The organism is Collinsella sp. LCP19S3_A6 (assembly GCF_052122015.1).
GTDB lineage: Bacteria > Actinomycetota > Coriobacteriia > Coriobacteriales > Coriobacteriaceae > Collinsella.
This window is the reverse complement of sequence record NZ_JBQKDD010000008.1, coordinates 58,587-84,459: the sequence shown is the minus strand read 5'-3', so window position 1 is coordinate 84,459 and position 25,873 is coordinate 58,587. Positions and strand designations below refer to the sequence as shown.

Annotated in this window: 22 protein-coding genes; all 22 read right to left on the bottom strand. The window is 60.9% G+C overall.

The window, feature by feature from the left end:
• Nucleotides 1–4: 4 nt before the first annotated feature.
• Nucleotides 5–1,153, bottom strand: a complete 1,149-nt coding sequence (gene recA, locus ACTQVX_RS06660) for a recombinase RecA (protein WP_154516331.1) — start codon at nt 1,151–1,153, stop codon at nt 5–7.
• Between the two features lie 257 nt (nt 1,154–1,410).
• Nucleotides 1,411–1,926 carry a CinA family protein gene (locus tag ACTQVX_RS06655; RefSeq protein ID WP_441540768.1) on the bottom strand — a complete coding sequence of 172 codons (516 nt, stop codon included), beginning with the start codon at nt 1,924–1,926 and terminating at the stop codon, nt 1,411–1,413.
• Between the two features lie 27 nt (nt 1,927–1,953).
• Nucleotides 1,954–2,502, bottom strand: coding sequence for a CDP-diacylglycerol--glycerol-3-phosphate 3-phosphatidyltransferase (gene pgsA / locus ACTQVX_RS06650; RefSeq protein WP_427793554.1), 549 nt, complete (start codon nt 2,500–2,502; stop codon nt 1,954–1,956).
• A gap of 99 nt (nt 2,503–2,601) precedes the next feature.
• A complete protein-coding gene (rimO, locus tag ACTQVX_RS06645) occupies nt 2,602–3,951 on the bottom strand; it encodes a 30S ribosomal protein S12 methylthiotransferase RimO (RefSeq protein WP_427748025.1) in 1,350 nt (449 codons plus the stop codon).
• 26 nt (nt 3,952–3,977) lie between these two features.
• Nucleotides 3,978–4,475, bottom strand: coding sequence for a YajQ family cyclic di-GMP-binding protein (locus ACTQVX_RS06640; RefSeq protein ID WP_118079877.1), 498 nt, complete (start codon nt 4,473–4,475; stop codon nt 3,978–3,980).
• A 26-nt stretch (nt 4,476–4,501) separates the two neighbouring features.
• On the bottom strand, nt 4,502–5,992 hold the full coding sequence (locus tag ACTQVX_RS06635; RefSeq protein WP_441540767.1) for a RodZ domain-containing protein: 1,491 nt from the start codon (nt 5,990–5,992) through the stop codon (nt 4,502–4,504).
• Nucleotides 5,992–8,772, bottom strand: coding sequence for a DNA translocase FtsK 4TM domain-containing protein (locus ACTQVX_RS06630; RefSeq protein ID WP_441540766.1), 2,781 nt, complete (start codon nt 8,770–8,772; stop codon nt 5,992–5,994). The genes ACTQVX_RS06635 and ACTQVX_RS06630 overlap by 1 nt, the downstream gene beginning before the upstream one ends.
• Nucleotide 8,773: 1 nt before the next feature.
• The gene (locus ACTQVX_RS06625; RefSeq protein ID WP_441560621.1) at nt 8,774–10,444 is read right to left on the bottom strand and encodes a ribonuclease J; all 1,671 of its coding nucleotides are present in this window, start codon (nt 10,442–10,444) and stop codon (nt 8,774–8,776) included.
• A gap of 652 nt (nt 10,445–11,096) precedes the next feature.
• Nucleotides 11,097–13,343, bottom strand: a complete 2,247-nt coding sequence (locus ACTQVX_RS06620; RefSeq protein WP_441560619.1) for a polyribonucleotide nucleotidyltransferase — start codon at nt 13,341–13,343, stop codon at nt 11,097–11,099.
• 150 nt (nt 13,344–13,493) lie between these two features.
• Nucleotides 13,494–13,772, bottom strand: coding sequence for a 30S ribosomal protein S15 (rpsO, locus tag ACTQVX_RS06615; RefSeq protein ID WP_154516313.1), 279 nt, complete (start codon nt 13,770–13,772; stop codon nt 13,494–13,496).
• Nucleotides 13,773–13,910: 138 nt separating this feature from the next.
• Nucleotides 13,911–14,660, bottom strand: coding sequence for a DNA repair protein RecO (gene recO, locus ACTQVX_RS06610; RefSeq protein WP_154516310.1), 750 nt, complete (start codon nt 14,658–14,660; stop codon nt 13,911–13,913).
• 15 nt (nt 14,661–14,675) lie between these two features.
• Complete coding sequence (gene era, locus ACTQVX_RS06605) at nt 14,676–15,749, bottom strand: GTPase Era (protein WP_441560618.1); 1,074 nt, start codon at nt 15,747–15,749, stop codon at nt 14,676–14,678.
• Between the two features lie 12 nt (nt 15,750–15,761).
• Nucleotides 15,762–16,139: a diacylglycerol kinase family protein gene (locus ACTQVX_RS06600; RefSeq protein WP_427726826.1), complete on the bottom strand. Its 378-nt coding sequence runs from the start codon at nt 16,137–16,139 to the stop codon at nt 15,762–15,764.
• Between the two features lie 9 nt (nt 16,140–16,148).
• Nucleotides 16,149–16,658, bottom strand: a complete 510-nt coding sequence (gene ybeY, locus ACTQVX_RS06595; RefSeq protein ID WP_427717500.1) for an rRNA maturation RNase YbeY — start codon at nt 16,656–16,658, stop codon at nt 16,149–16,151.
• Nucleotides 16,655–17,641: a PhoH family protein gene (locus tag ACTQVX_RS06590; RefSeq protein ID WP_427793473.1), complete on the bottom strand. Its 987-nt coding sequence runs from the start codon at nt 17,639–17,641 to the stop codon at nt 16,655–16,657. The genes ybeY and ACTQVX_RS06590 overlap by 4 nt, the downstream gene beginning before the upstream one ends.
• On the bottom strand, nt 17,622–18,914 hold the full coding sequence (locus tag ACTQVX_RS06585) for a MiaB/RimO family radical SAM methylthiotransferase (protein ID WP_441560615.1): 1,293 nt from the start codon (nt 18,912–18,914) through the stop codon (nt 17,622–17,624). The genes ACTQVX_RS06590 and ACTQVX_RS06585 overlap by 20 nt, the downstream gene beginning before the upstream one ends.
• A 9-nt stretch (nt 18,915–18,923) precedes the next feature.
• The gene (gene dnaJ, locus ACTQVX_RS06580) at nt 18,924–20,072 is read right to left on the bottom strand and encodes a molecular chaperone DnaJ (protein WP_370450599.1); all 1,149 of its coding nucleotides are present in this window, start codon (nt 20,070–20,072) and stop codon (nt 18,924–18,926) included.
• Nucleotides 20,073–20,153: 81 nt separating this feature from the next.
• Nucleotides 20,154–21,257, bottom strand: a complete 1,104-nt coding sequence (locus tag ACTQVX_RS06575) for a DnaJ domain-containing protein (RefSeq protein ID WP_441540763.1) — start codon at nt 21,255–21,257, stop codon at nt 20,154–20,156.
• A 58-nt stretch (nt 21,258–21,315) separates the two neighbouring features.
• Nucleotides 21,316–22,548, bottom strand: a complete 1,233-nt coding sequence (hemW, locus tag ACTQVX_RS06570) for a radical SAM family heme chaperone HemW (protein ID WP_441540762.1) — start codon at nt 22,546–22,548, stop codon at nt 21,316–21,318.
• A gap of 2 nt (nt 22,549–22,550) precedes the next feature.
• A complete protein-coding gene (gene dusB / locus ACTQVX_RS06565) occupies nt 22,551–23,594 on the bottom strand; it encodes a tRNA dihydrouridine synthase DusB (protein ID WP_441540761.1) in 1,044 nt (347 codons plus the stop codon).
• 4 nt (nt 23,595–23,598) lie between these two features.
• A complete protein-coding gene (lepA, locus tag ACTQVX_RS06560) occupies nt 23,599–25,410 on the bottom strand; it encodes a translation elongation factor 4 (RefSeq protein ID WP_441540760.1) in 1,812 nt (603 codons plus the stop codon).
• Between the two features lie 96 nt (nt 25,411–25,506).
• On the bottom strand, nt 25,507–25,773 hold the full coding sequence (gene rpsT, locus ACTQVX_RS06555) for a 30S ribosomal protein S20 (protein ID WP_022094714.1): 267 nt from the start codon (nt 25,771–25,773) through the stop codon (nt 25,507–25,509).
• Nucleotides 25,774–25,873 lie beyond the last annotated feature (100 nt).

The following is a 25,873-nucleotide window of genomic DNA, read 5'->3' as shown; positions in this document are numbered from 1 at the left end:
TCCGTTACTCGTCGTCATCGTCGAGCATCGCGGAGCCATCGATGGCATACAGCTCGTCAAACTCCTCGGGGGCGGGCTGATCGGTCAACTCAACCTCGGAGGGGGCATCATCGTCATACTCAAGACCGCAGGCAAGGCGAACCTTGTGCTCGATCTCGTCGGCGCAATCGGGATGCTCGCGCAGGAACGTCTTAGCGGCCTCGCGACCGTTGCCGAGTTTGTCCTCACCATAGGCAAACCAAGACCCCATCTTTTTGCATATGCCGCACTCGACAGCCATATCCAGAATCGAGCCCTCTTTAGAAATGCCGGTGCCATACATGATGTCAAATTCGGCCGAGCGGAACGGAGCAGCCACCTTGTTCTTAACGACCTTGGCACGTACGCGATTGCCGATAACCTCGTCCTTGAGCTTGATGGTATCGATTTTGCGAATATCGATACGCACGGAAGAGAAGAACTTGAGTGCGCGGCCGCCTGTGGTGGTCTCGGGGTTGCCGAACATGACGCCGATCTTCTCGCGCAATTGGTTAATGAAGATGCAGGTTGTGTTGGACTTGGCAAGCGAGCCGGCGAGCTTGCGGAGCGCCTGACTCATCAAGCGAGCCTGCAGACCCACCGTCGTGTCACCGATCTCGCCCTCGATTTCGGCACGCGGAGTCAAAGCGGCAACAGAGTCGACGACGATGGCGTCGATGGCACCGGAACGCACAAGCATGTCAACGATCTCGAGCGCCTGTTCACCCGTATCGGGCTGGGAAATCAGCACCTCGTCGATATCGACGCCGATGCGCGCGGCGTAGGTGGGATCAAGTGCATGCTCAGCGTCGATAAAAGCCACGACACCGCCCATGGCCTGCGCCTCTGCAAGAATCTCGAGCGAAAGCGTTGTCTTACCGGAGGACTCGGGCCCATAAATCTCAACGATACGGCCGCGCGGCACGCCGCCGATACCCAAGGCGGCATCGAGCGCCAGAGAGCCCGTCGGAATAGCCTCGACCTCGAGCTCGGGACCGCCGTCGCCATACCTCATAATAGAACCCTGGCCGAACTTCTTCTCGATCTCGGCCTTGGTAGTGGCGATCATCTCGTCGCGCTCTTTACCCGTCGTGCGCGTATGAACGGTACGTACGGGACCTGAATTCTTGGCCATGAATAGCCCTCCTCTTAACAACCTGAATCGATGATAAACGAACGGCTGTTCGTGGTCAACCGTTCAGGTTCATCATATGCACCCGTCCATTCCAAAACCCGACCAAACGCCGACCAAACGCCGACCAAACGCTTGACCATGCCAATCGCAAATACGAGTGCTCGTACAAATTAAAGACATGTGCCAGCGCAAGCGCATTCCTTGCCAAAGGTCCCTATCTCCACAATTAAGGGGCCCTAAGGCCCCTTAAAACACGTCTATTCCATGGAATTGAGCACGCGGACAATGCGCTCCAAAGCCTCAGCGACCGCATAGGCGCGGACGCACGACCGATCACCCTCGTAGTGACAGCGCGCAGACTCAACGACCGTCGCTCCCCCATCGGCCGCGCGATACGCCCAGCCGATATAGAACGTGCCGGCGGGGTCTTGCTCGGTACCGCCGCCGGGCCCAGCGTAGCCCGTTGCGCTCACGGCGACATCACTCTGATAGAGGTCCAGCGAGCCCGCGGCCATCTCACGCGCCGTCTGATGCGACACGGCGCTAAACCGATCGAGCGTTTCCCGCTCGACGCCGAGCACGCGATGTTTGATCTCATCGCAGTAGGTCACCGCACCGCCACGAAGCACCGCCGAGGCACCCGGGATATCGGCAATCGTCGAGGCGATCATGCCCGCCGTCAGCGACTCCGCCGTCGACACCGTCACGCCACGGGCACTCGCGCGCTCGACAATATCGCGCGCCAGCTCCTCGTTGTTTGCGGCGATCTGCAAATAAGGCTCCGTCATACCCACCAGGACCTAGACCGAAAAGACGATCTTACGGCAGTTCCAGAAGTACTGGGCACCCGAGATAATGGTCAAAATGACGGCGATGACGTACAGGAAGCGCGACACCGAATAGACACCGAGCAGCAGCGACGCCGGCCCCAGCTGAAGACCGGCCATCGCAAAGACGCACAGATAGCCACAGATGGAGACCATCGTGGTCGCCGTCTTGTACTTGCCGAGCTTATCGGCGGCAACGACCACACCGGCAGCACTCGCGACCATGCGAAGTGCGCTCACCAACAGCTCGCGAAACAGGATAATGAACACGGACCACACGGTCACCGCACCAAAATCCAAGAACAACAGCAAGGCCGAGAACACCAGCAACTTGTCGGCGATGGGGTCCAAGAACTTGCCGAAATCGGTGATCTCGTTGCGTGAGCGCGCCAGATAGCCGTCGACCTTATCGGTGCACGACAGGATCACATACAGAATGAAGGCAGCGGCGGCGAGCGGGCCGTCGAAGGTGCTCCAGTCCGTACCGGCAACGCCCCCGTGAGACAGGGCCGAGACGATCATGAACACCGGAATAAAGACGATGCGCACGCACGTCACGATGTTGGCGGGCGTCCAAACGCTCGTCAGTTCCTTATTGCTCTCGTTTGCCACGACGCTCTCCTACTCCACAACATGGCCGATAAGCTCATAGCAGAAGCTATCGGTAAACTCGACGGTCAAAATATCGCCCACGGACGCCTCGCTGGCGTCCAGATGCACCGCGCCATCGGAATCGGGCGCCTGGAACCAGGCATGACCGATCAGCTCGGCGCCGTCCTCGGTCTCCTCGATACCGTCGACGATTACCTGGGCGCGCTCGCCCACATGGGCCGCTGTGGCGGCAAAACCCAGCGACTCGGCCAGATCCATGGCCTCCTGGGCGCGCTCGAGCTTGACCTCCTCATCGACCTGGCCCTCCATATTGGCGGCCAGGCTGCCCTCCTCCCGCGAGTAGGCAAAGACGCTCGTATAGTCAAAGCCGACGGTGTCCATAAAGTCGATAAGATCACGGAACTCGTCGTCGGTCTCGGTCGGAAAGCCGACCATGGCCGTGGAGCGAATCACGATGCCGGGAATACGATCACGGAGATCGCGGAACAGTTCCTCGAGCTCCTGACGCGAACCGGAGCGACGCATGGCCTTGAGGATGCGCGCGTCGCAGTGCTGCACGGGGATATCGATATACGGCAATACCTCGGGCGTATCGCGAATCGTCTCGATAAGCTCGTCGGTCATGCCCTCGGGCTGCAGATAGAGCACACGAACCCAGACGTTGTGCGGGCGTACAGCCTCGGCGACGGCGCGCAGCAGCTGAGCCAGATTGCGCGGTGAAGCCTCGGCGGCGTCCTCATCGGCAAAGTCGGTGCCCCAAATGCCCGTGTCCTGGCCGATCAGCACGATCTCGCGCACACCGCCGGCAACCAGGTCGCGCACCTCGGAGATAATGCTTTCGGCATTGCGCGAATGATAGCGACCGCGAATGTAGGGAATCATGCAGAAGCTGCAAAAACGATTGCAGCCATCGGAGATCTTGACGTAGGCGACAGCGCCCTCGACGGTACGCTTGACCTGCGGGATATAGGCAGCGATTTCACGCTCCACACCAAGAACGCCATCGATGACAGAGACGATACCGTCTTCCTCATCGGCCTTCACAAATGCCGCGACCTCGGGCAGCTCGTCGGGCAGGTCGTCGCCGTAACGAGACGGCACGCAACCGCACATGACAATGGGGCAGGAGCGAACGCCGTCCTGCACCTCGTTAGCGAGCTCGAGCGTGGTCTCGATGCTCTCAGACGTCGCCGAGGTAAGAAACGAGCACGTATTGACAATGGCGATATCGGCATCCTGAGGATCGAATGCCTCCTCGTAGCCCGCAGCGGCCAGCAGCGAACGCATGCGGTCGGTATCGACCTCGTTCTTGGCGCAGCCAAGCGTGATATAGAGTACGGAACCCAACGGAGTATCCATGTTGGAGAGCGGTCCTTTCGAGTAAATTAGCGGTAGTTGGTAAACTGCAGCGGCTGGCCGTAGTCCTGGTCGCGCAGGAACTGAATCACCGTCTGTAAAGCGTCCTTAGAAGCCGAGGAAACGCGCAGCTTATCGGCCTCGATGGTCACCTTGACCTTAAGCTTTTGATCCTTGATGTCTTTATTGATCTTCTTTGCGGTCGCCTGGTCGATGCCCTCGACGATATGACCGAGCACGCGCACGGTACCGCCCGAAGCCGCCTGCGGGGCGTCCCAAGAGACAGCCTTGAGGTCGATACCGCGCTTGATGAGCTTGGAGCTCAAAACATCGATGATCTGCTTGGAGACAAAATCGGCCGGAGCGTTAATCGTAAAGAGCTTGTCGCCCTTCGAAAGCTCGATGGTGGCGCCGGAGTCTTTAAGGTCATAGCGCTGGGAAATCTCGCGGGCGGTCTGCTGGAAGGCGTTATCGACCTCCTGCATGTTAACCTCGGACACAACGTCGAAGCTGGAATCTTTAGCCATGGTTCTTCCTTTCGGTACGGGGAGCCTTAGTAGCTGTCGTACGAATAGTCATCTGAATCGTTCACTGTCTGGCCGTCGGATGCCGTGTCGGTGCCGACGGTAGACTGGACATCGGTGCCGTCGGCATTATCGGTACCGCCGGCATTATCGCCGTTCGCGGAGTCGGCGGTCTCCTTCTTGGGAACGGTAATGGTCACGCGCGCCACACCCGATGTCTTGGTGTCATAGCGAACCTTTTCACCATTCTTGGTGACCGTGACATCGGAGGGCTTGGACGTGGTGATCTCAATCGAGGACTCGGGCGTGTACTCCTGCTCAAAAGGACCGGTCGCTTGAGCGCCATAGACCGATTTACCGTCGACCTTGACCTCGATCCAGGCGGTCTTGCCCTTGGCAACAGAGACCTTGACCTTGGTGACCTCGTCCTCTTCCTTTTCCACCGTCGCCTTGGCGGCATCGGAACTGGCCGCATCCGTCGCCTCGTCGGCGTCTTCATCCTCGTCAGTGGGTTCGGTCTTCTTGGAAGATTTCTTAGTCGTCGTCTTGGTAGCCACGGGTGTCTCGGGCGTCGACTCGGGTGCAGCAGAGCCGCAACCACGCAGGAGTACCACGATGAGCAAAATCAACAGTAGCACCACGGCACCGATGCCGACGTAAATAATGCGCGGATCGATCGTGTTGTATTGAGAGGCGCGCCCAACGCCGCGTCCGCGATTGGAGCTACCACGACCATTACCCTGCGGTATGCGGCCGCGACCGCTATCGGGACGACCACGATAGCTACTCTGGCGCTGCGAACCCCGCTGGCCCGGACGCGGCGCAAGCTCGCCACGGCCCTGATAGCCGCGCTGACCAGAGCGAGGCGCCGAAGAGCGTTGCCCATAGGGCTGGGATTGCGAACGGAGGCGCGGCGTCACCTGCGTGGTATCGGCGTCGGAATAGCCATCGCGGGAACGCCCGGCGGATACTCCGCGATAGCTACGACCGGAGTATCCGCCGTCGCCGTAACCGGCGCGAGGATCGCGACTCAACCCACGAGCGGCGGGAAGCGCACGGTCATCTGGCAGGGGCGTACTGCGAAAACGATCTCGCTGAGAACGAATTTCCTCGCTGGAGCCCGTCTCGGTGATATAGCCCGCCTGCGGAGGGCGCTGGCCGTACCGTGTCGTACGACCACCCTGAACCATCAAAAAACGACCGTTATCGACCGAAGAACGCGAGTTAACGTAGCCGGCAGCATCCTGAAAACGACCGCCCTGCTGCGAGGTATCGCGTTCATATGCCATGAGGTCGTCAAAATAAGCGTTGACGACCTCGCGCGGGTTAAGCCCCAAAAAGCGAGCGTAGCTCGAAATCATGCCCTGCGCATAGCCACGCGGGGGCATCGATGCAAAGTTACCAGTCTCGAAAAACTCGATGATCTGCGGCCTGATTTTGATGGTGTTGGCGACCTGCTGGATGGAAAGGCCCATCCGGCGACGCTGCTCGAGCAGCATGTCACCAAAGCGTGCAGCCATCAGAATCCTCCAAACTCACGATCTTCACGTACCATCTCGGCGTCGACAGACTCCAGCGCGGCAAGCCCTTCGTCATCCAGCAGGACCTCGCGCGGCTTGGAACCGTCGGGCGGGCCGACGACGCCCTTTTCTTCCAGCATGTCCATAATACGCCCGGCGCGCGCATAGCCAACCTTGAGGCGGCGTTGCAGGCCAGATGTGGAGCCCAGCTGCGATTCCACCACAATATGGGCGGCCTCCCAGATAAGCGGGTCGTCATCCTGCGGCTCGGCAACGCCCGTGCGAACAATGCCGCCACCAGCCGTGGACATGGAAGCAGGCGCCACGGCAGACAGAATCTCCTCGTGGTAGTCGGGCTCGCTTTGCGACTTAACGAACTCGACGATCTCGTTAATCTCGTCATCCGAGACAAAACAGCCCTGGATACGGCGGGGCTTGCCCCAGTCGACCTTGGAGAACAGCATGTCGCCCAAACCGGTGAGCTTTTCGGCGCCCATCTGGTCGATAATGACGCGGGAATCGATGCCCGTGGCCACGTTAAAGGCGATACGATTGGTGATGTTGGCCTTAATGAGGCCCGTCACCACGTTGGAGCTGGGGCGCTGCGTAGCCACGATAAGGTGAATACCGGCGGCACGCCCCAGCTGGGCGATACGAACGATCGAGGCCTCGACATCCTTGCCGGCAACCATCATCAGGTCCGATAGCTCGTCGATGATAATGACCAGATAGGGCATCTTTTGCGGCGGGTTATCGTAGTGTTCGAACTCGCCGGCGGCCTGCTTTTCGTTATACGTCGAGATCTTGCGAACGTTGAGGCGCTCGAAGACCTTCAGGCGACGCTCCATCTCGGAAACAGCCCATTGCAAGGCACTCGCAGCCTGCTTGGGTTCGGTCACCACGGGCACATAGAGATGGGGCAGGCCGTTATAGCCGGCAAGCTCAACGCGCTTGGGATCGACCATGATCAAGCGAACGTCCTCGGGAAGCGCGCGCATGAGCAGGGTCGTGATGATGGAGTTGATCATGACCGACTTACCGGAACCGGTGGTACCGGCAATAAGCAGGTGGGGCATCTTGGCGAGGTCGGCGACAACCGGCGTACCCTCGGCATCGCGGCCGATGGCCAGCTCGAGCGGACCGCCCTTCACATAGGGAAGCACGTCGCCCAGGTTAACGTTCTGGCGCTTGCGATTGGGAATCTCGATACCCACAAGCGAGGTGCCGGGAATCGGCGCAAAGATACGCACCGACTGGGCGGCAAGCGAAAGCGCGATATCGTCCTCGAGGCTCGAAATCTTGCTCACGCGCTCGCCCTCGCCGGGCTGCAGCTTAAAGGTCGTCACCGTGGGACCGGCAATCCAGCCGACGACGCGAGCGCTACGGCCAAACTCCAACAAAGTGGACTGCAGCGACTCGGCAGTCTGCTCCAACTCCTTGTCAGAAGACGCGGCGGACGCCGACTGCGGGTTGGCGTGCAGGATTTCGAGCGGCGGGAGTTTGAGGCCATCCTCTTGCTCGCCCTCGACATCGGCAGCAGTGCCGTCAGCTCCCCCATCGCCGGCTGCAACAGGAGCAGCGGAAGCCGTAGGGGTGGAGGCGTCGGCAACCTTGGGGTGCTTCAGGAAATCGGGGATCTGCGGGGCAGCAGACACGGGGTTCACGGCAAACGGCGGCTCGGACTCGTCGACCTTGTCCGGGTCGTCTTCCATCGAAAGCTGTCCGGTGACCTGTCCTCGCCTGTCTTGGCGACGCGGCAGCAAAGTTGTCTTGGCGGTATCGAGCGGACACTCGTCATCCTCGTCATCGCCCGCGGTGAGTTCGATTTCGCTATCGGACCAAGACGGGTCGGGCTCACTCGTGTTGAGCTTAGGCGCGGACTTGCCATTCTTGGCATGGCGACGCGGCAGCAGCGTAGTCTTGGCGCGCTCGGCCTCCACAGCCTCGGACACGTCGACAAACGGGTCATCGTCCTCGTCGTCATCGTCCAGAACAGGGTCCGCATCATTGCCCATGACCGTGGTCACGGCCATATCGGAGCCCTTCTGACGAAGAATGCTCAGGTGCGGACGGGCGACGCCGGGAACCGACAGGGCCTCTTCGTCGCCCCACGGGCTCGCATTGACATCGGCACGACGACGCTCGGCGAAATTGGCAGCGCGATCGCGCGCAGAGCGCAAAACGCCGCCCACCGAAAAGCCGATGATGACAAAGCCAACGACGGCCAAACCCAACAGGACCACCATCGCGATAGGTTTACCCAGGGCATTCTGCAGCGCACTCGCAATAAACGCACCAATGTAGCCGCCCGAAGCGGACAGGTTTTGCGGCACAAACATGAGGTCGCACGAATCGCTCGTGCCCGGCACCATCAACGAAAGAATGGAGACGACGGCGATAAAGACAACGGCGCCACCCGCGACCGAGCGAATGTTGAGCGGCGAGTCCTCACCCAAAAAGAGCGTGGCGGCAAACAGCAAAATGACGATCGGCAGCACGTAGGCGCCCAGGCCAAAGCCAAGATGGTAGAAACCGGCAACCACTGCCGTCACGGGTGCCGTTGCCGGAGAAATCACGGCAATGAAAGACGCAATCGCCAAAACGGCAATAACCACGCCGGCGATATCGCGGTTGGCCGAAGGCTCGACCAGGGGCTCAACATCGTCGAACTCGGCCTCGTGGCCCTTATTGGCACGAAGATGGGAACCGGCACCCTTAGTAGATGCCGGTTGGTTGTTGGCTTTATTGCCTTTGGCGTTTTGTGCAGATCCGCGCGCCAAACTAAACCTCCATGACGACCGGGATGATCATCGGACGGGTGCGCGTACGGCTCCAAATGAAGTTGGAGAGCGAATCGCGCACGGCCTTGCGAATGGCATCGGAGCCGCTGCTCGTAAAGCTAAACTTGCCCTTCTCGATCGTCTTCATGATGGATGCGGAGGCATCCTCGGAGAACTGATCGTCGATGGCAAATGAAACGCCGCGGCCCGAGAACTCAATAGCCTCGATCTTCTTATGCTTGAGCGAAACGATGGCGACAGCCGTGACCATACCGTCATTGGCGAGCTTCTGACGATCGCGCAGGACGATGGGGTCGGTATCACCGATGCGCAGGCCGTCGACGTAGACGACGCCGGACTCGACGGGCGTGCCGCGCTTGACAATACCACCGCGCATCTCGAGCGTGTCGCCGTTATCGAGGATAAAGATGTGATCATCCTTAATACCCATCTTACGGGCAAGCTGGGCATGGGCTCGCAGGTGCACGGCCTCGCCATGAACCGGCATAAAGTGGGTGGGCTTGGCCATGGCCATCAGAAGCTTGAGCTCTTCCTGGCTGCCGTGACCCGAGACATGGACGAGGGCGCGATTCTTATCCCACACGTCGCAGCCAAGCTTGGCCAGGCTGTTGACGACCTGCTGGACGGCCTTCTCGTTGCCGGGAACAGGGGTCGCCGAGAGGATGACGGTATCGCCCTCGTGGATGGAGAGCGTTTTGTGCTCGCCGTTGGCCATACGGGACAGCGCCGACAGCGGCTCGCCCTGAGAGCCGGTGCACATGACGACGATCTTGTCGTCAGGCAGGTTATCGATATCGAAGGCATCGATGATATCGGCATCGTCGATGTTGAGGTAGCCCAGCTCGCGCGCCACGCGGGTGTTGGTGAGCATGGAACGTCCGGTCACGACGACCTTGCGGCCGCACTTGCGGGCGGCGTCGCAAATCTGCTGCAGGCGATGGATATGGCTCGAGAACGACGCGACGAACACGCGGCCCGGGGCATTCTTGATGGCGTGCAGCAAGTTGGGGCCGACTTCGGCCTCGGACTTGGTAAAGCCCGGAACCGTGGCGTTGGTGGAGTCGGAAAGCAACAGGTCGATGCCCTGTTTGGCAAAGCGACTGATGGCGGCATAATCGGGCGTGACGCCATCGATGGGCGTCTGGTCGAGCTTAAAGTCGCCCGTGTGCATAACGGTGCCCTGGTTGGTGCGAATGAATACGCCCAAAGCGCCCGGAATTGAGTGCGTCATAGAGAAGAAGTCGAGCGAAATGCCACCAAGATTAACATGGCTACCGCCCTTGACCTCGCGAAACTTTGGCGCGCGGATGCGGAACTCGGAAAGCTTGCCCTCGATGAAACCAAGCGTCAGCTTGCTCGAGAAGATGGGCACCTTGTTGTTGAGGTCCTGCAGCAGGTACGGAAGCGAACCGGTATGGTCCTCGTGGCCGTGGGTGACGATGATGCCGCGGAGCTTCTCCTCGTTCTCCAGAACATAGGTGTAGTCGGGAAGCACCAGGTCAATACCGGGCTGGGAATCGTCGGGGAACATAAGGCCGGCGTCGACGAGCACCATGTCGTCGCCGCACTCGAAGACCGTCATATTCTTGCCGATGCCGTCAAGGCCTCCGAGCGGAATGATCTTCAAGGGAGATGATTTTTTAGCTGCCATAGGTTCGTGCGGTTTCCTTTCTTCGAAACGGGTCTGGAACAACCGACGGGGCGCTTCTGGCAAACCGACCGCCGGGAACGTACAAACATGCATCACGGAGTCGATGCAGTAACCGCATTATGATACCCATTTGCCCACCAACAGACCACCCATGCATCAAAGCCCCATCCAAACCGGTCCATCCCGCCGGTCTGGGGCCATCGGGGGCCGGGGCGGGTTAAGTTTGCTGCTCTACAGTCCTGCGCAAGACGGAAAGCACATTAAGTGCTTTCCTTTGCGTGCGGAACTCGCGACAAACTTAACCCGCCCCGGCCCCCGATGGCCCCAGACCAGCCAAAAAGGGACAGGTTTATTTTGGTCGGTTTTATCTGGGGTAATGCCGCACATGCGATTATCTAAAGATCTGAATTCAGATAACTGAATAGACTATCTGACAAAATCGAAACCCGCACCCACCAGCCCTTTTGCTATTCCCGGCGGGGGCCACGGGTAAAGTTTATCGCGAGTTCCGCACGAGCCGGAGAGCACTTAATGTGCTCTCCGTGCGAGCAGGACTGTAGAGCAGGAAACTTTACCCGCGGACCCCGCCGGGAATAGCAAAAGGGCGACTCCGGACAGGGGTCGCCCTTGTTGAGCTGCTTATGTGTAGCTGTTACTCGGCGTCGTGGTGACGGCGGGGCTTGCGGCCTCCGTTGTCGCCGGGACGACGCGGACGGTCGCTGCGCTCGGAGCGCTCGCGACGCGGACGCTCACGGCGCTGGAAGTGCTCGCCATCGCCCTCGGGGGCACCCTCGGCACGAGCCGGGACCTCGGGCTTATCCAGACGATCGAGCGAGATCTTGCCGCGATCATCGACCTCGATGACGACGACCTTAACCTCGTCGCCCACGTTGAGGACGTCCTCGACCTTCTCCACGCGGCCCTTGGCGACGCGGGAGATGTGCAGCAGGCCGTCCTTACCGGGCAGCAGGTTGACAAAGGCGCCAAAGGGCTGGATGGAGACCACGCGACCGGTGTACTCCTCGCCCGGCTCGGGAACCTTGATGATGAGCTTGATGCGCTCGACAGCCTGGTCGACGGACTCGCCGGTGCCGCCGACAAAGACGGTGCCGTCCTCCTGGATGTCGACCAAAGCACCGGTCTCGTCTTGGATGCCGCGGATGACCTTGCCGCCGGAACCGATGACGTCGCGGATCTTGTCGGTCGGAACCTGGATGGAGACGATGCGCGGAGCGGTGCTGCGCGTGGTGTGGCGCGGCTCGGGGATCACATCGAGCATCTTCTGCAGGATGAAGGCGCGACCCTCCTTGGCCTGCTGCAGGGCGCGGGCAAGGATGTCGAAGGTAAGGCCCGTGGCCTTGTTGTCCATCTGCAGAGCGGTAATGCCCTCGGTGGTGCCGGTGACCTTAAAGTCCATATCGCCCAAGAAGTCCTCGAGACCCTGGATGTCGGACAGGACCACGGTCTTGCCCTCCTCCTGGATCAGACCCATGGCGATACCGGAGACCGGGCGCTTAATGGGCACGCCGCCGTCCATGAGGGCGAGCGTGGAGCCGCAGGTCGAAGCCATCGAAGAGGAGCCGTTGGACTCCATGACCTCGGAGACCACGCGGATGGCGTAGGGGAACTCGTTCTCGTCGGGGAGCACCGGAAGCAGGGCGCGCTCGGCCAGGTTGCCGTGGCCGATCTCGCGGCGCTTGGGGCTACCCATGCGGCCGGTCTCGCCGGTGCAGAACGGCGGGAAGTTGTAGTGGTGCATGTAGCGCTTGCCCTCGGTGGGCTCGATGGTATCCAGACGCTGGCCCTCGTTGAGCATGCCGAGCGACAGGACGGAGAGTACCTGGGTCTGGCCGCGCTGGAACAGGCCGGAGCCATGAACGAGCGGCAGGTAGTTGTCCTTCACCATAATGGGGCGGATCTCATCGGCGGCACGGCCGTCGACGCGCTCACCGGTCTCGACGACCATGGTGCGCATGGCCTTCTTCTCGAGCTTCTTGAGTGCCACGGGGATCTCGCGCTCCCAAGCGGCCTGCTCCTCCTCGGTGAACTCGGCACGGATGGACTCCTTCAGAGCCTCGACCTTGCCGATACGGGAGAGCTTGTCGGCGTCGCGAAGGGCGGCTGCCATCTCGTCGTAGTGGGCGAAGATGCGCTCCTGGACCTCCTCGACGGGCTGGTCGAGCGGGTACTCCTTCTTGACGATAGCGCCGTTGACCTGCTCCCACTCGGCAACGAACTCGTCCTGAGCCCGGCAGAAGGCAGCGAGGGCCTCCTGGCCAAACTTCATGGCGGCGAGCATATCGTCCTCGGAGATCTCATCGGCGCCGGCCTCGACCATCGAGATGAAGTCGGCAGAGCCGCCCAGCTCCAGGTCCAGATCGGAGTTCTCGCGCTCCTCATAGGTGGGGTTGACGATAAACTCGCCGGTCTCCACGTTGCGGCCGATGCGCACGCACGCAAGCGGGCCCTCGAAGGGCACGCCGCCGAGCGTCATGGCCAGGGAGGCACCCATGACGTTGATGACGTCGAAGGGGTTGACCTGGTCGGCGACGAGCGAGGTGGCGACGATGTGCACCTCGTTGCGGAAGCCGTCCGGGAAGCTCGGGCGAATAGGACGGTCGATCATACGGGCCGTGAGCGTGGCCTTCTCGCTGGGACGGCCCTCGCGCTTGAGGTAGCCACCCGGAATACGGCCGGCAGCGTACATCTTCTCGTTGAAGTCGACGGTCAGCGGAAAGAAGTCGTAGTTCTTGCGCTCCTTGGAGACGACCACGGTGTCGAGCATCGTGGTGTCGCCCTGCTTGACCAGACAGGCGCCGGTGGCCTGCTTGGCAAGCTCGCCCGACTCAAAGGTGTAGGTCTTGCCGTACAGCTCAAAGGTCTTGGATACGAGTGTCATTGTTCTCCTTTACCCCGCAGGCCCCTTGCCTGCGGGCTTCTCATGTGACGCGGGCCCCCTGCCCCCGCCACGCTTCAGAGCGTGATTGTTCACGCCCTTACACAAAAAGAGCGCCCCGCTGCGCAGGACGCTCTTAGCATGTACAAATCCTTACTGGATATTGTCGCGGATGCCCAGAGCCTTGATGAGCTCACGATACTCGACGACGTCGTTCTTCTTGATGTAGGAGAGAAGACGACGACGGCGACCGACGAGCATGAGCAGACCACGACGGGTGTGGAAGTCCTTCTGGTGGGACTTCATGTGCTCGGTCAGCTCCTTGATGCGCTCGGTCAGGATGGCGACCTGAACCTTGGGGTTGCCGGTGTCGACCGGGGTGTTACCGAACTGGGCAGTCAGCTCCGCCTTGCGCTCTTTGGAAACAGTCATTGTTTCACCTTTCGTTTCGCGTCGCCCGCGGGCGACTCTATTCGCCTCGGACTGGGAAGCCGCCGGTGGAGCGAGCATCCAAGGTCGAGGTACCAACAGGTCGGTATGTTACCACAAGCGGACCGCGTATGCCCATCATCACCGACCCAACATGAATTCCATCGCGCGAAGACGCTGGTCGGTGTGCGTCGCAGCCCAAACATGCGAAAGCCCCAGCAAAAAGGCGGCAGTATGGGGATCGACCCTCTCGGCCATGAGCGCATCGAAGGTCATGGACATGAGGGCGCGCAGCCATGCGACCTCGCCGGTCGACACCAGCTCGGCACCCGGAACGCTCGACGCGCACGACCCGCACATGAGCCCGCCCGCCTGGGGCGAAAAATACGACAGCATGGGGTCTCCGCACAGTACGCAGGCCGAAAAATCGGGTCGATAGCCAACGTGCGACAACAGCTTAAAGACATATGCCGCCACAAGCAGGTCCATATGTGCCGTGTCGAGCCTGCTGCCCACCAGGGCAAGTGCTCGCTGCGTAATGGCAAAGGTAAACGGGTCCTCGGCGTCCTCGAACGAGCACACGCGCGCGACCTCGGCGATCGCGCTTGCGGCGCAGGTCGTCTCGTAATCGGGCGCGGCGCCGAGCGGCGCCTCCATAAGCTCGGCCTGGGAAACCACGTCGAGCGACCGTCCGTGCGCGAGCAGCATATCGACGGTACAGAACAGCTCGCAGCGCGCCGCCAGGCGCCCGCCGGGTTTGCGCGCGCCCTTTGCCACGGCACGGACCTGCCGACCCCGCTCATCGAGCATCGTCAAGATCAGATCGGTCTCCTTGAGCTTGGTCTTATCGAGAACGAGTACCTTTGTGCGATATGTCCGTGAGCCTGCCATGAGCGCCGCGCGCCCTTAGTCCTCGGCGTTGTAGCCAAAACGGCGAATCTGGGCCTCGTCGTCACGCCAGCCGGCCTTTACCTTCACATCCAGCTCCAAAAAGACCTGCGTGCCAAAGATGCGCTCAAGATCGCGACGGGCGTCGATGCCGATATGCTTGATCATCTCGCCGCCCTTACCGATGATGATGCCCTTTTGGCCCTCGCGCTCGACGTAAATGGTGGCATGCACGCGCAGCACCTTCTTGGTCTGCTCGAGCGCATCGCAGATTACGCCAACGGAGTGCGGAATCTCATCACGGGTGCGGCGCAAGACCTTCTCGCGCACAAACTCGGCAACGAGCGTCTCGTCGGAAGCGTCGGTACCCATGTCCTCGGGGAACCAACGCGGGCCCTCGGGCAAAAAGTGCGCAACGGTCTCGATGAAGGCATCGACGTTAAAGTTCTTGACCGACGACGTCACGATCTCATCGTCATATTCCATGAGCTCGTGGGCGGCCTTAAGCTGTTCCATGACCTGTGCGGGATCGGCCTCATCGGCCTTGGTGAGCACCAGGACCTTCTTGGAACGGGCGCATCTGACGCGCTCGGCAACCCAGGCGTCTCCCCTGCCGATCGGTTTGGTGGCATCAATCAAAAACGCGACGACATCGACATCGTTCAGCTCGAACAGCGCGCTCTTGTTGAGCTCGGACCCCAGGCCGTCCTTGGGTTTGTGAATACCCGGGGTATCGACAAAAACCAGCTGGTAGCCAGGGCGATTGACGACGGCGCGCATGCGACGGCGGGTCGTCTGGGCCACCGGCGAGGTGATGGCGACCTTTTTGCCATAGCAGGCGTTGAGCAGCGTGGACTTACCGGCGTTGGGGCGACCGACCAGGGCCACGAAGCCGCTGCGGAAACCGGGCTCAACGTCGCCAAAGCCCGCAAGGCTGTCACCCTCGTCGCACAGGGCGTCGAGCTCCTCGTCACTCATGCCCTCAAACGGGTCGGACTCCTCGATCTCGCAAGCCTCAGTCGCTTCGGCATCCACAGCATCCAGGGGCTCGTCGTCCAGCGTTTCATCGATAGGCTGCATATTGTCGGACATGAAGATCCCTTTCTAAATAAAGCCGAGCGCGTGGGCAAATACCAACAAGCCCACAATCGCGGCGGTGATGGAAAGAACGTATACGGAGGCGGCGGCGATATCCTTTGCACGCTTTGCCAGCGGATGGAACTCCTGGGTCGCCAAATCGACAATCGCCTCCATGGCGGTGTTGCACAGCTCGCCGTGAATCACCAGGCCGCAGCAAATGATAATCGTAGCCCACTCGGCAATGTCGAGCCCCACGATGCAGCCGGCAATGACAGTGCACACACCCGCCACGAGCATGACCTTAATGTTACGCTCGGTCTTGACGGCGGTAACGAAGCCCTCCATGGCGTAGGAGAACGACTTTAAAAAGGACGGATGGTCCTTGTTCGATCCGGGAATCATAGACGGCTCCTAGTCGTGGGCATGGTTGGTGATGGGGCCGACGTGAACCAGCTTGGGGTCCTCGCCGCGCTCGAGCGCCAGATCGCGCAGGATGGCGTCCTCGCGGGCCTCCATGACCTCGGCCTCGTCGTCCTCGATATGATCGTAGCCCAGTAAATGCAACATGCCATGCACGAGCATCAGGCGGCACTCATCGGCAGGGCTATTGCCAAAGCCGGGGGCCTGACGGGCAATGACCTGCGGGGCCAAGATGATATCGCCGAGCTCGAGCGTCTCGTCGGCTGGGATATCCTCGTCAAAGGCCGAGTCGCATTCAAACGAGAGGACATCGGTGGTACGGTCGATACCGCGCCACTCGTGGTTGAGCTCGTGCATCTCATCCTCATCGACATACGAAAGGGAAATCTCGACTTTTCGCTCAACGCCCTCGGCAGCAAGCACGACCTCGCAGATATGCTCTACCTCCTGCGCGTCAAGCAGCGTATCGAGCTCGGCATCGTTGCTGATCAATACACTCAACGGGACTCCTTTCGGTCGCGCACGCGTTTCTCGCGCACGTCATCATAAGCATCATATGCCTCGACGATTCGCCCCACCAAGGCGTGACGCACCACGTCGGCACGCTCGAGGTGCGAAAACGCGACATCGTCGACACGACCCAAAATCTGCTCAACGTCGGCAAGACCGCCGCGACGACCTACCAAGTCACGCTGGCTCAGGTCACCGGTAATCACAAACTTGGAGTTAAAGCCCAAGCGCGTCAGGAACATCTTCATCTGCTCGGGCGTGGTATTTTGAGCCTCGTCGAGCACCACGAAGGCATCGCTCAGCGTACGACCGCGCATGTAGGCAAGCGGGGCGATCTCGATCACGCCACGCTCCATAAGCTCATCGGTGCGCTCGCGATCCATCATGTCAAAAAGGGCGTCGTAGAGCGGACGCATGTAGGGATCGATCTTTTCCTCGAGGGTACCGGGCAAAAAGCCCAAGTTCTCCCCCGCCTCGACAACCGGACGCGTCAAGATCAGACGGCCCACCTCGTGACGCTTGAGCGCGGCAACGGCGAGTGCCATGGCCAGATAGGTCTTACCGGTACCGGCAGGACCCAAGCCAAACGTGATGGTATGCGAGCGGATGGCATCCACATAGCGCTTTTGACCGAGCGTCTTGGGGCGAATGGCACGACCGCGATACGACAGCAGCACATCATCGCGAAGCGACGTAGCCCCGTACTCACCGTCGCGCAAGACGGCCAGGCAGCGAGAGACATCGTCGACAGACAGCGTCCGTCCGGCGGCAACCTCGCGAAAAGCATGCTCGAAAAAGCGCGCCACGAGCTCGACCTCGTCCGGGTCACCGCACACGGCGATACGGTCGCCACGGGCGACCACGTGGGCGCGAACCAAGCTCTCGAGCGCACGAAGGACGCCGTCGCCGGCACCCAAAACGCGCGAGGGATCAATTCCATCGGGAACGGTAAGTCTAATCTTCGAGGCTTCCATGAACCTCCCTGCGTGCATGGACCAAGCCGGAATCATCGACTCCGATGATAGCAACATCGAGCAGGCACGGGGCTGTGAGTCCGCAGGTATCGTCAAGACGGGCATGATGGAACGAACCGAGCGTCAGGTTGTCGCCATACTCGAGCACGGCACGCTCGACGGTGCCCACGCGACGGCGGGCGTCGGCAATGGCGAGTTCCTGCGCCGCGGCTCGCATACGACGGCTGCGCTCAGCCATAACCTCGGGCGGCACCTGGTCGGGCATATCGGCAGCAAGGGTACCGGGACGCTTGCTATAGCGGAAGACATGCATGCGCGAAAAGCCCACGCGACGGCACAACGCCAGCGACTCCTCAAATTCCTCGTCCGTCTCGCCGGGAAAACCGACGATGACGTCGCACGAAAGGGACGCCTGAGGCAAGTTGGCGCGGATCATACGCACCGTCTCCTCAAATGCCTCGGCGCTATAGGGACGGCCCATGCGATGCAGGGTCGCCGTACAGCCAGACTGCACGGGCAGGTGCAAAAACGGGGCGATGCGCTGCGGATAGCGCGCCATGACCTTAAGCAGGGGCTCGGAGATATCCATGGGCTCGACCGAGGAAAAACGCACATGCGGAATAGACGTACGCTCCATGATGGCCACGAGCAGCTCGTCGATCTCGACGTGTTCGTCGGTCGCACTCTTGCCATCGTAGGCGCCCAGGTTCACGCCTGTCAGCACCACCTCGGGCACGCCGGCCTCCTGAGCCTCACGAACTTGTTCGAGCACAGACTCGACCGGCACGGAGCGCTCGGGGCCGCGGGCCTTCCACACAATGCAATAGGTGCAACGATGGTTGCAGCCGTCCTGGATCTTCACACCCAGACGCGAGCGACCGAGCGCGTCGACCACGTCGCCGTCGCTACAGGCAGCCACGCTATCGGAATCAACGCCCAGCACCTCGCAGACGCGTTCGGCGACATCGATCTTAGACGGCTCCGCGATCACGCGGTCCGAAAGCTCCAGAAGCTCCTCGGGGTGCAAATTGACAACGCACCCGGTCACGACCACATAGGGCTCTTTTGGATGAGCCAGCGCATGGCGGACGGCCTTACGGGTCTTGGCCTCGGCCTCGCCCGTAACGGCACAGGTGTTAATGACGATCAGCTCCGCATCCTGAGGCTCCACCATTGCAAAACCCAGGCGCATAAGATCGGCAGTGATACGGTCGGACTCAACCCGGTTGACACGGCAGCCGAGGTTGACAACAGAGATATGAGGTGCGAGCACGCGGGCTCCTTAATCGAGGATGTCGTCGAGAGCGCTCTTAATGCGATCGGTCACCGATTTCTTGCCGGAAGCGACATCGTCGCCCGACTCGGCGGCGAAAGTCTCGAGCAGCTCGCGCTGCTTGGCGGAAAGGTTCGTGGGGACGAGCACGCGCAGCTGAACGATCAAGCGTCCACGCGAGCCGCCACCGCCGATACGGGGCATACCGTAGTTGTTGACACTCACGGTGTCGCCGTACTGCGTACCGGCGGGGACGCACACCTTGACGACCTCGTCGGGCAAAATGCCCTCAACCTTAATCTCGCAGCCGAGCGCAGCCTGCGCAATCGAGATATCGCTCACGAGGTACAGGTCGTCGCCGTTGCGTTTAAAACGCTCGTGATCGGCGACGCGCACGTTGACGATCAGGTCGCCCGAGGGCTCACCACGAAGGCCTGCCTCGCCAAAGCCGCTCACGCGCAGCTGGCGACCGGTCGAGACGCCGGCAGGGATATCGATGTCGATCTTTTCGTGCGAAGGCGTGCGGCCCTGACCGTCGCAGGTCTCGCAGGGATGGTCGATGACCGTGCCCTCGCCATGGCAGTCGGGGCAGGGCGAAGAGGACTGAACCTGACCCAGGAACGAGCGCTGGACCGTCGTGACATAGCCCGTGCCGTGGCAACGGCTGCACTGCTTTTCGGCCGCACCCTCCGCCCTACCGGTGCCATTGCAATCATCACAGGGGGCAAGGCGGTCATAGCTGATCGTCTTTTTGCAACCGAGCGCCGCCTCCTCAAGGGTCACCGAAAGGGAGATGGCCATATCGCGGCCGCGACGACGCTCGCGGCGATTTCGGGCGCCACCGCCGGCACCGCCGCCAAAGAACGACGAAAAGAGGTCATCCATGCCCATGCCGCCAAAGATATCGTTAATGTCGACATAGCCGGAGCCACCGGGGCCGTCGGGCGAACCGTAGCGATCGTAGTTTGCACGCTTCTGCTCGTCGGAAAGAACGGAATATGCCTCGTTGAGCTCTTTGAACTTGGCCTCGGCATCGGGGTCGTCCGAAACGTCCGGGTGTACGATACGGGCCTTCTTTAGAAACGCGCGCTTAATCGTCCGCGCGTCGGCATCCTTGTCGACGCCAAGTACCTCGTAGTAATCCCTATTTTCCGACACGACCGAATCCTTCCGACTTTCATTATTGTCACAGTGCGTCCTATACCCAAGCTGGGCCGACCGCAAACAAAGGGTTTGATGTTATTGCATTGCGTAGGGCGAAAGCATGGCACGTTGCGAGCAGCTCGCAAACCAAACCGACACGAGAGCAAACATAAATCCGTTGGCAAAACCGTTGGCAAACTGCATCGCGCCGCGCTTCCACCACAGCAGGCTGCGGTGAAGCACGCCGTCCGAGAGCACCATGAACAAGCCCATAGCAAACGGAACAAAGCACATCATGGCAAAGGCCGAGAACACGCCCGAGATGGCCGACAGCACCAAAAAAGGCGCCACGATGCCCATCAGGTAAAAACCGGTACGAGCCTTGCCCTCCAGGCGTTCGGCCTCGACATGGGCGCGCCCGACCAAATCGCCGCCCGAGGCACCGTTGGTGCCGGCGTGACCCATGCCGTCAATATGGACCTCGTCGCCATCATGCGTGCCGGCAGGAAACTCAATCGTCTGCTCGGAGGTCACACGGGTCCGCCCGCTGCCACCGCAATCGGGGCAGGGGTCGGCGACGACCTTACCGGAACCGCCGCACTCGGGGCAGACCGACTGGAACGTGCCGGCACCAAACAGGAAGGACAGGTCGACGTCGATGTGGCCGCGACCGCCGCAGCTCGGACAGGTATGTGCATGCTCGGACGAGACAGAGCCCGAGCCTCCGCAATGACCACAGGTATCGAAGCGCGTATAGCGGACGGTCTTGCGGGCACCGCCCTTGGCCTCCTTGGCGTCGAGCCTAATATCGACGACCACGTTGGCGCCGTTCTCGGGATTATAGGCAGCCTGGCTGCGACGCTGCTGGCCCCAGGCGCCACCAAAGGGAAAGCCGCCCTCAAAGGGATTGCCATAGCCTGCGCTGCCGGCGTAGCCGCCGCCATAGGGCGAAGCAGAAGGAGCGCCGGCGAAGGGGTTGCCCGAGCGCATGGCATCATAGCGCGCACGCTTCTGCTCGTCCGAAAGCACGGCATAGGCCTCGGAAACCTCTTTAAACTTTTCCTCGGCATCCGGCTCTTTGTTGACGTCTGGATGGAGCTTGCGGGCCTTTTGCTGAAAGGCCTTCTGGATATCACGCGAGGTGGCGTCCTTGGAGACACCCAAGATCTCGTAGTAATCTTTTTCGTTCATCGTCGCCATGCGCGGCAACCTCCTGCTCACAGCAGCGTATATATTGCGGTAATTCTACCCGAGCGGCCTAAGCTAGACCCCAAAACAGCTCGAACAGCATATTTCCATCGAGCCAGCCCAAGTGGGTGGGCGCTAAACGGGCGCGGGCGCGACCCGCTACAACATCTTTTGAGGTGATGCGCCCCGCATGCCCCTCGACATTATCGGGTACCCAGGTGGCAAGGCCCAACTCGAGCGCACGGTCGCAGGACGCCGCCAGCTCGTCTGCAGGAATCACGCTTGCCGAGCGAACCAACAGGTCGGGCCCAATGCCACGCGTCATGCGGCAGGCAAGCATCAAATCCTCCGCCGCCGCCTCGCGCTGCGACAGATACTCGGCATCAAACGTCGTCGCGGCATCGTCGCGTTGTACCAGACGCACGCGATACGCATCGCCGCGAGCGGGCACGTCGGGATAAAGCCCGGCCAAGCGATCGAAATCCTCGGCGTCGAGCATACCGGCGGCAGAGCGACCCAGGCCCAGATAGCCCCGTCCGGTCCAATAGGCGATGTTATGCGAGCACTCATGTCCGTCGAGTGCATAGCTTGCCACCTCATACGGGTGATAGCCGGCCGCGCCCAGACGCTCGCGCGCCGCTTCCATGCACGCAGCCTGAAAATCCTCGTCGGGCTCGAGCGACTCGTCGTAACACGCCATGCGGTAGAGCGGCGTGCCTTGCTCGAGCGTGAGGGGGTACACCGACACATGTTGCGGCGCCGCCGTCAACACGCCATCGAGCGTGCGCTTCCAACTCGCTGCGGTCTGCCCGGGAAGGCCGCACATAAGGTCGCACGACACGTCGAGCCCAGCGTCCTTAACCGTCGTGATGGCAGCGAGCGCCCGATCGGCATCGTGAATGCGGCCGATGGCAGTGAGTTCGGTGTTATCGAGCGTTTGCACGCCCAGAGAGACGCGTGTGACACCAACCTTGGCAAGCGCAGCGGCAAGCTCGGCGGTCAGCGACTCAGGATTAGCCTCGCAGGTAAACTCAACGGGCTTGCACCACATGCAAATACGCCGGGCAAGCTCCACCAGACGCTCTCCCGCCAGCGACGGTGTGCCGCCGCCAACATAGACGGTGCGGACTTGCGCAAGCGCCCCGGTGTCTCCAAAGGCATCAAGGCGCGCATACAGCTGCTCAAAATAGGCATCGAGTGCAGCGCTCAGGTCGCACGGAGCAAAACTGCGTGAGTCAAAGTCGCAGTACCGACACTTTTGAGCGCAAAACGGCACATGCACGTACAGCGCGCTAACGGCCACCGTTAGGCCTCCAGCGGATGAGCGGGCACCGACTCGCCAGCGGCAAGCGCTGCCTCGCAGGCCACCACATCGCGCTCGATATCATCGACCAATGCCATGAACTCCTCATATGTGGAGCAACGCACCACCTGGGCGCGCCAGGCGGCGGCATGGGGCATGCCCTTTAGATACCAACTCGCGTACGTACGGGCACGCGACATAAGCGGCAGAAGCTCATGCGTCAGCGTGAGATGCTCGCGCAGGGCGTCCAGGCGCTCGACAGAGCTGCGCACCGGCACCGGTACGCCATTGAGCGCAAGGGCGCGAGCATCACCAAAGACCCAGGGATTACCGTAGATACCGCGTGCGATAAACACCGCGCTGGCACCCGAGTTGCGCAGATGCTCCGCGGCATCCTCGGCCGAGAACACGTCGCCCGAACCGATAACGGGAATTTCGACGGCATCGGCCACCTCATCGACGACCGACCAATCGGCCTGACCCGTATAGAGCTGCGTGGCACAGCGACCATGCACCGCCACAGCAGCGGCGCCCGCCCCCTCGAGCATCTGGGCAAACGTCGCGGCATTGCGATCTTCGGCGTAAAAGCCTTTGCGGATCTTAACGGTCACGGGCACGTGCGCTGCGCCCACCGCCGCCTCGACGATCTTTTCGGCCAGCTCGGGCGTGCGCATGAGCGCCGAGCCCTCCCCTTTGGTGACGACCTTGCGAGCCGGGCAGGCCATGTTGATATCGATCAGCGACAGGTGATCGCCCACACGTTCCTCGACGGCAGCGACGGCGCTCGCAAATTGATCGGGCTTGGAGCCAAAGAGCTGTACGCAGATCTGCCGCTCCTCGTCGGCCGGCAGCACCAGGCGCCACGTCTTATTGCTGGCATAGGCAAGGCCCGCCACGCTCACCATCTCGCTATAGGCAAGATTGGCGCCGCGGCGGCGGCACATGATGCGATAGGCGGGATCGGTCACGCCGGCCATGGGAGCCATAAGGAACGGCTGCTCGGCATAGGCACCCAGCAGCCGCGTACTGTATTCGGAAAGCGCCATGGAACTACTCGTCCACCTTGAGGATCGCCATAAAGGCCTCTTGCGGGACCTCGACCGAACCGATGGCCTTCATGCGCTTCTTGCCCTCTTTCTGCTTCTCGAGCAGCTTGCGCTTACGCGAGATATCGCCGCCATAGCACTTGGCCAAAACGTCCTTGCGGCGCGCCTTGACGGTCGAGCGGGCAATGATCTTGTTGCCGATGGCACCCTGAATGGGCACCTCGAACAGCTGGCGCGGAATTATTTCCTTAAGCTTGTCGCACAATCCGCGGGCCAGGCCATAGGCCTTGTCCTTGTGCACGATAAACGAAAGCGCGTCCACCTCGTCGCCCGAAAGCAGGATATCGAGCTTGACGAGCTCGGAGGGACGATACTCGTTGAACTCATAATCGAGCGACGCATAGCCCTTGGTGCGGCTCTTGAGCTGGTCAAAGAAGTCCAGGATGAGTTCGGCGAGCGGCATGTCGAAGCGCATCTCGACCGATTTGCTCGTGAGGTGGATCATGTCGGTCGTAATGCCGCGGTGCTCGATAGCGAGCTGCATGACGGCTCCCGTATACTCGGGCGGGCAGATAATCTTGGCCTTGAGGTAGGGCTCCTCAATGCGCTCGATGCGCGTAGCCTCGGGCAGGTCCTGCGGGCTGCGGACATCAATCATCTCGCCGTCGGTCTTGTAGACGTGGTAGTCCACCGAAGGGCTCGTGGCGATGAGGTCCAGGTTGAACTCGCGCTCCAGACGCTCCTTAACGACCTCCATATGCAGCAGGCCCAAGAAGCCAACGCGGAAGCCAAAGCCGAGCGCCACCGAGGTCTCGGGCTCCCACACCAACGACGGGTCGTTGACATGCAGCTTATCGAGAGCGTCACGCAGGTTCTCATAATCCTTGTTGTCGATCGGGAACAAGCCCGTATAGACCATGGGCTTGGCCTCACGGTAACCGGGAAGCGGCTCAGGGCAGGGATTCGACGCCCACGTGAGGGTATCGCCCACGCGAACGGCCTCAGGGTTCTTCAGGCCCGTGACCACGTAGCCCACCTCACCGACCGTCAGCGCGTCGACCGGAGTCTCGGCGGGACGCTTGACGCCCACGCCATCGACCAAAAAGTCGCCCTCGGCCTGCATCATGCGCAGGGTATCGCCCTTCTTGATGGAGCCGTCAAAGACGCGGACCGTGGCGACGACGCCGCGGTACTCGTCAAAATACGAATCCAGGATGAGCGCCTTGAGCGGCGCCGTCGCATCGCCCTTGGGCGGTGAGATCAAAAAGACGATGGACTCCAGCAGATCATGGATGCCCTCGCCGGTCTTGCCCGATACGCACACGGCATCGTCGGCAGGAATCGCCAGGTCATCCTCGATCTCGGTCTTAACCTCGTCGGGGTGTGCCGACGGCAGGTCAATCTTGTTGATAGCGGGCACGATATCCAGGTTGGCGTTCATGGCGAGCGTCGCGTTGGAGACGGTCTGCGCCTCGACGCCCTGCGTGGCGTCGACGACGAGCACCGCACCCTCGCAGGCGGCAAGCGAACGCGAGACCTCGTAGGTGAAGTCCACGTGGCCCGGCGTATCGATCAGGTTGAACTGATACGTCTCGCCATCGTCGGCGTCATAGGAAACGCGAACGGCATTGGACTTGATCGTGATGCCGCGCTCGCGCTCGATATCCATGGTGTCGAGCAGCTGCGATTCCATGTCGCGCTCGTCGACGGTATGGGTGAGCTCGAGGATGCGATCACTGATCGTGGACTTGCCATGGTCGATGTGCGCAACGATCGAGAAGTTGCGGATGTGGGAAATGTCAATTGAAGTATTCATGCGGACTATCTTACCCGAGCGGTACAAAAAATGGAGCCTGTTCCATAAAACAGGCTCCATTTATGCGCGTAATCTATGTGGTGTGAAATTTACAACTTAGGCGTTGATGCTGTTCACGAGCTTGGCAAGACCGGACTTGCGGTTGGAAGCCTGGTTCTTGTGGATAACATGCTTGGCGGCAGCCATGTCGAGGCGCTTGGTGACGGTCTTGAGGGCAGCCTGGGCCTTCTCGGCGTCGCCCTCGGCGACGGCGGACTGGACATGCTTGGTCAGCGTCTTGAGCTCGGACTTGACAGCCTTGTTACGCATGCGAGCTGCCTCATTGGTGCGGATACGCTTCTTCTGAGACTTGATGTTTGCCACTTCTGGAGTTCCTTTCGAGTTCCTTGCAAAAAATGTATGACACCTCTGAGACACGGTGAGGTCATGCAAGCGCCTACTATAGCACGCTCCCCCTCAAAGG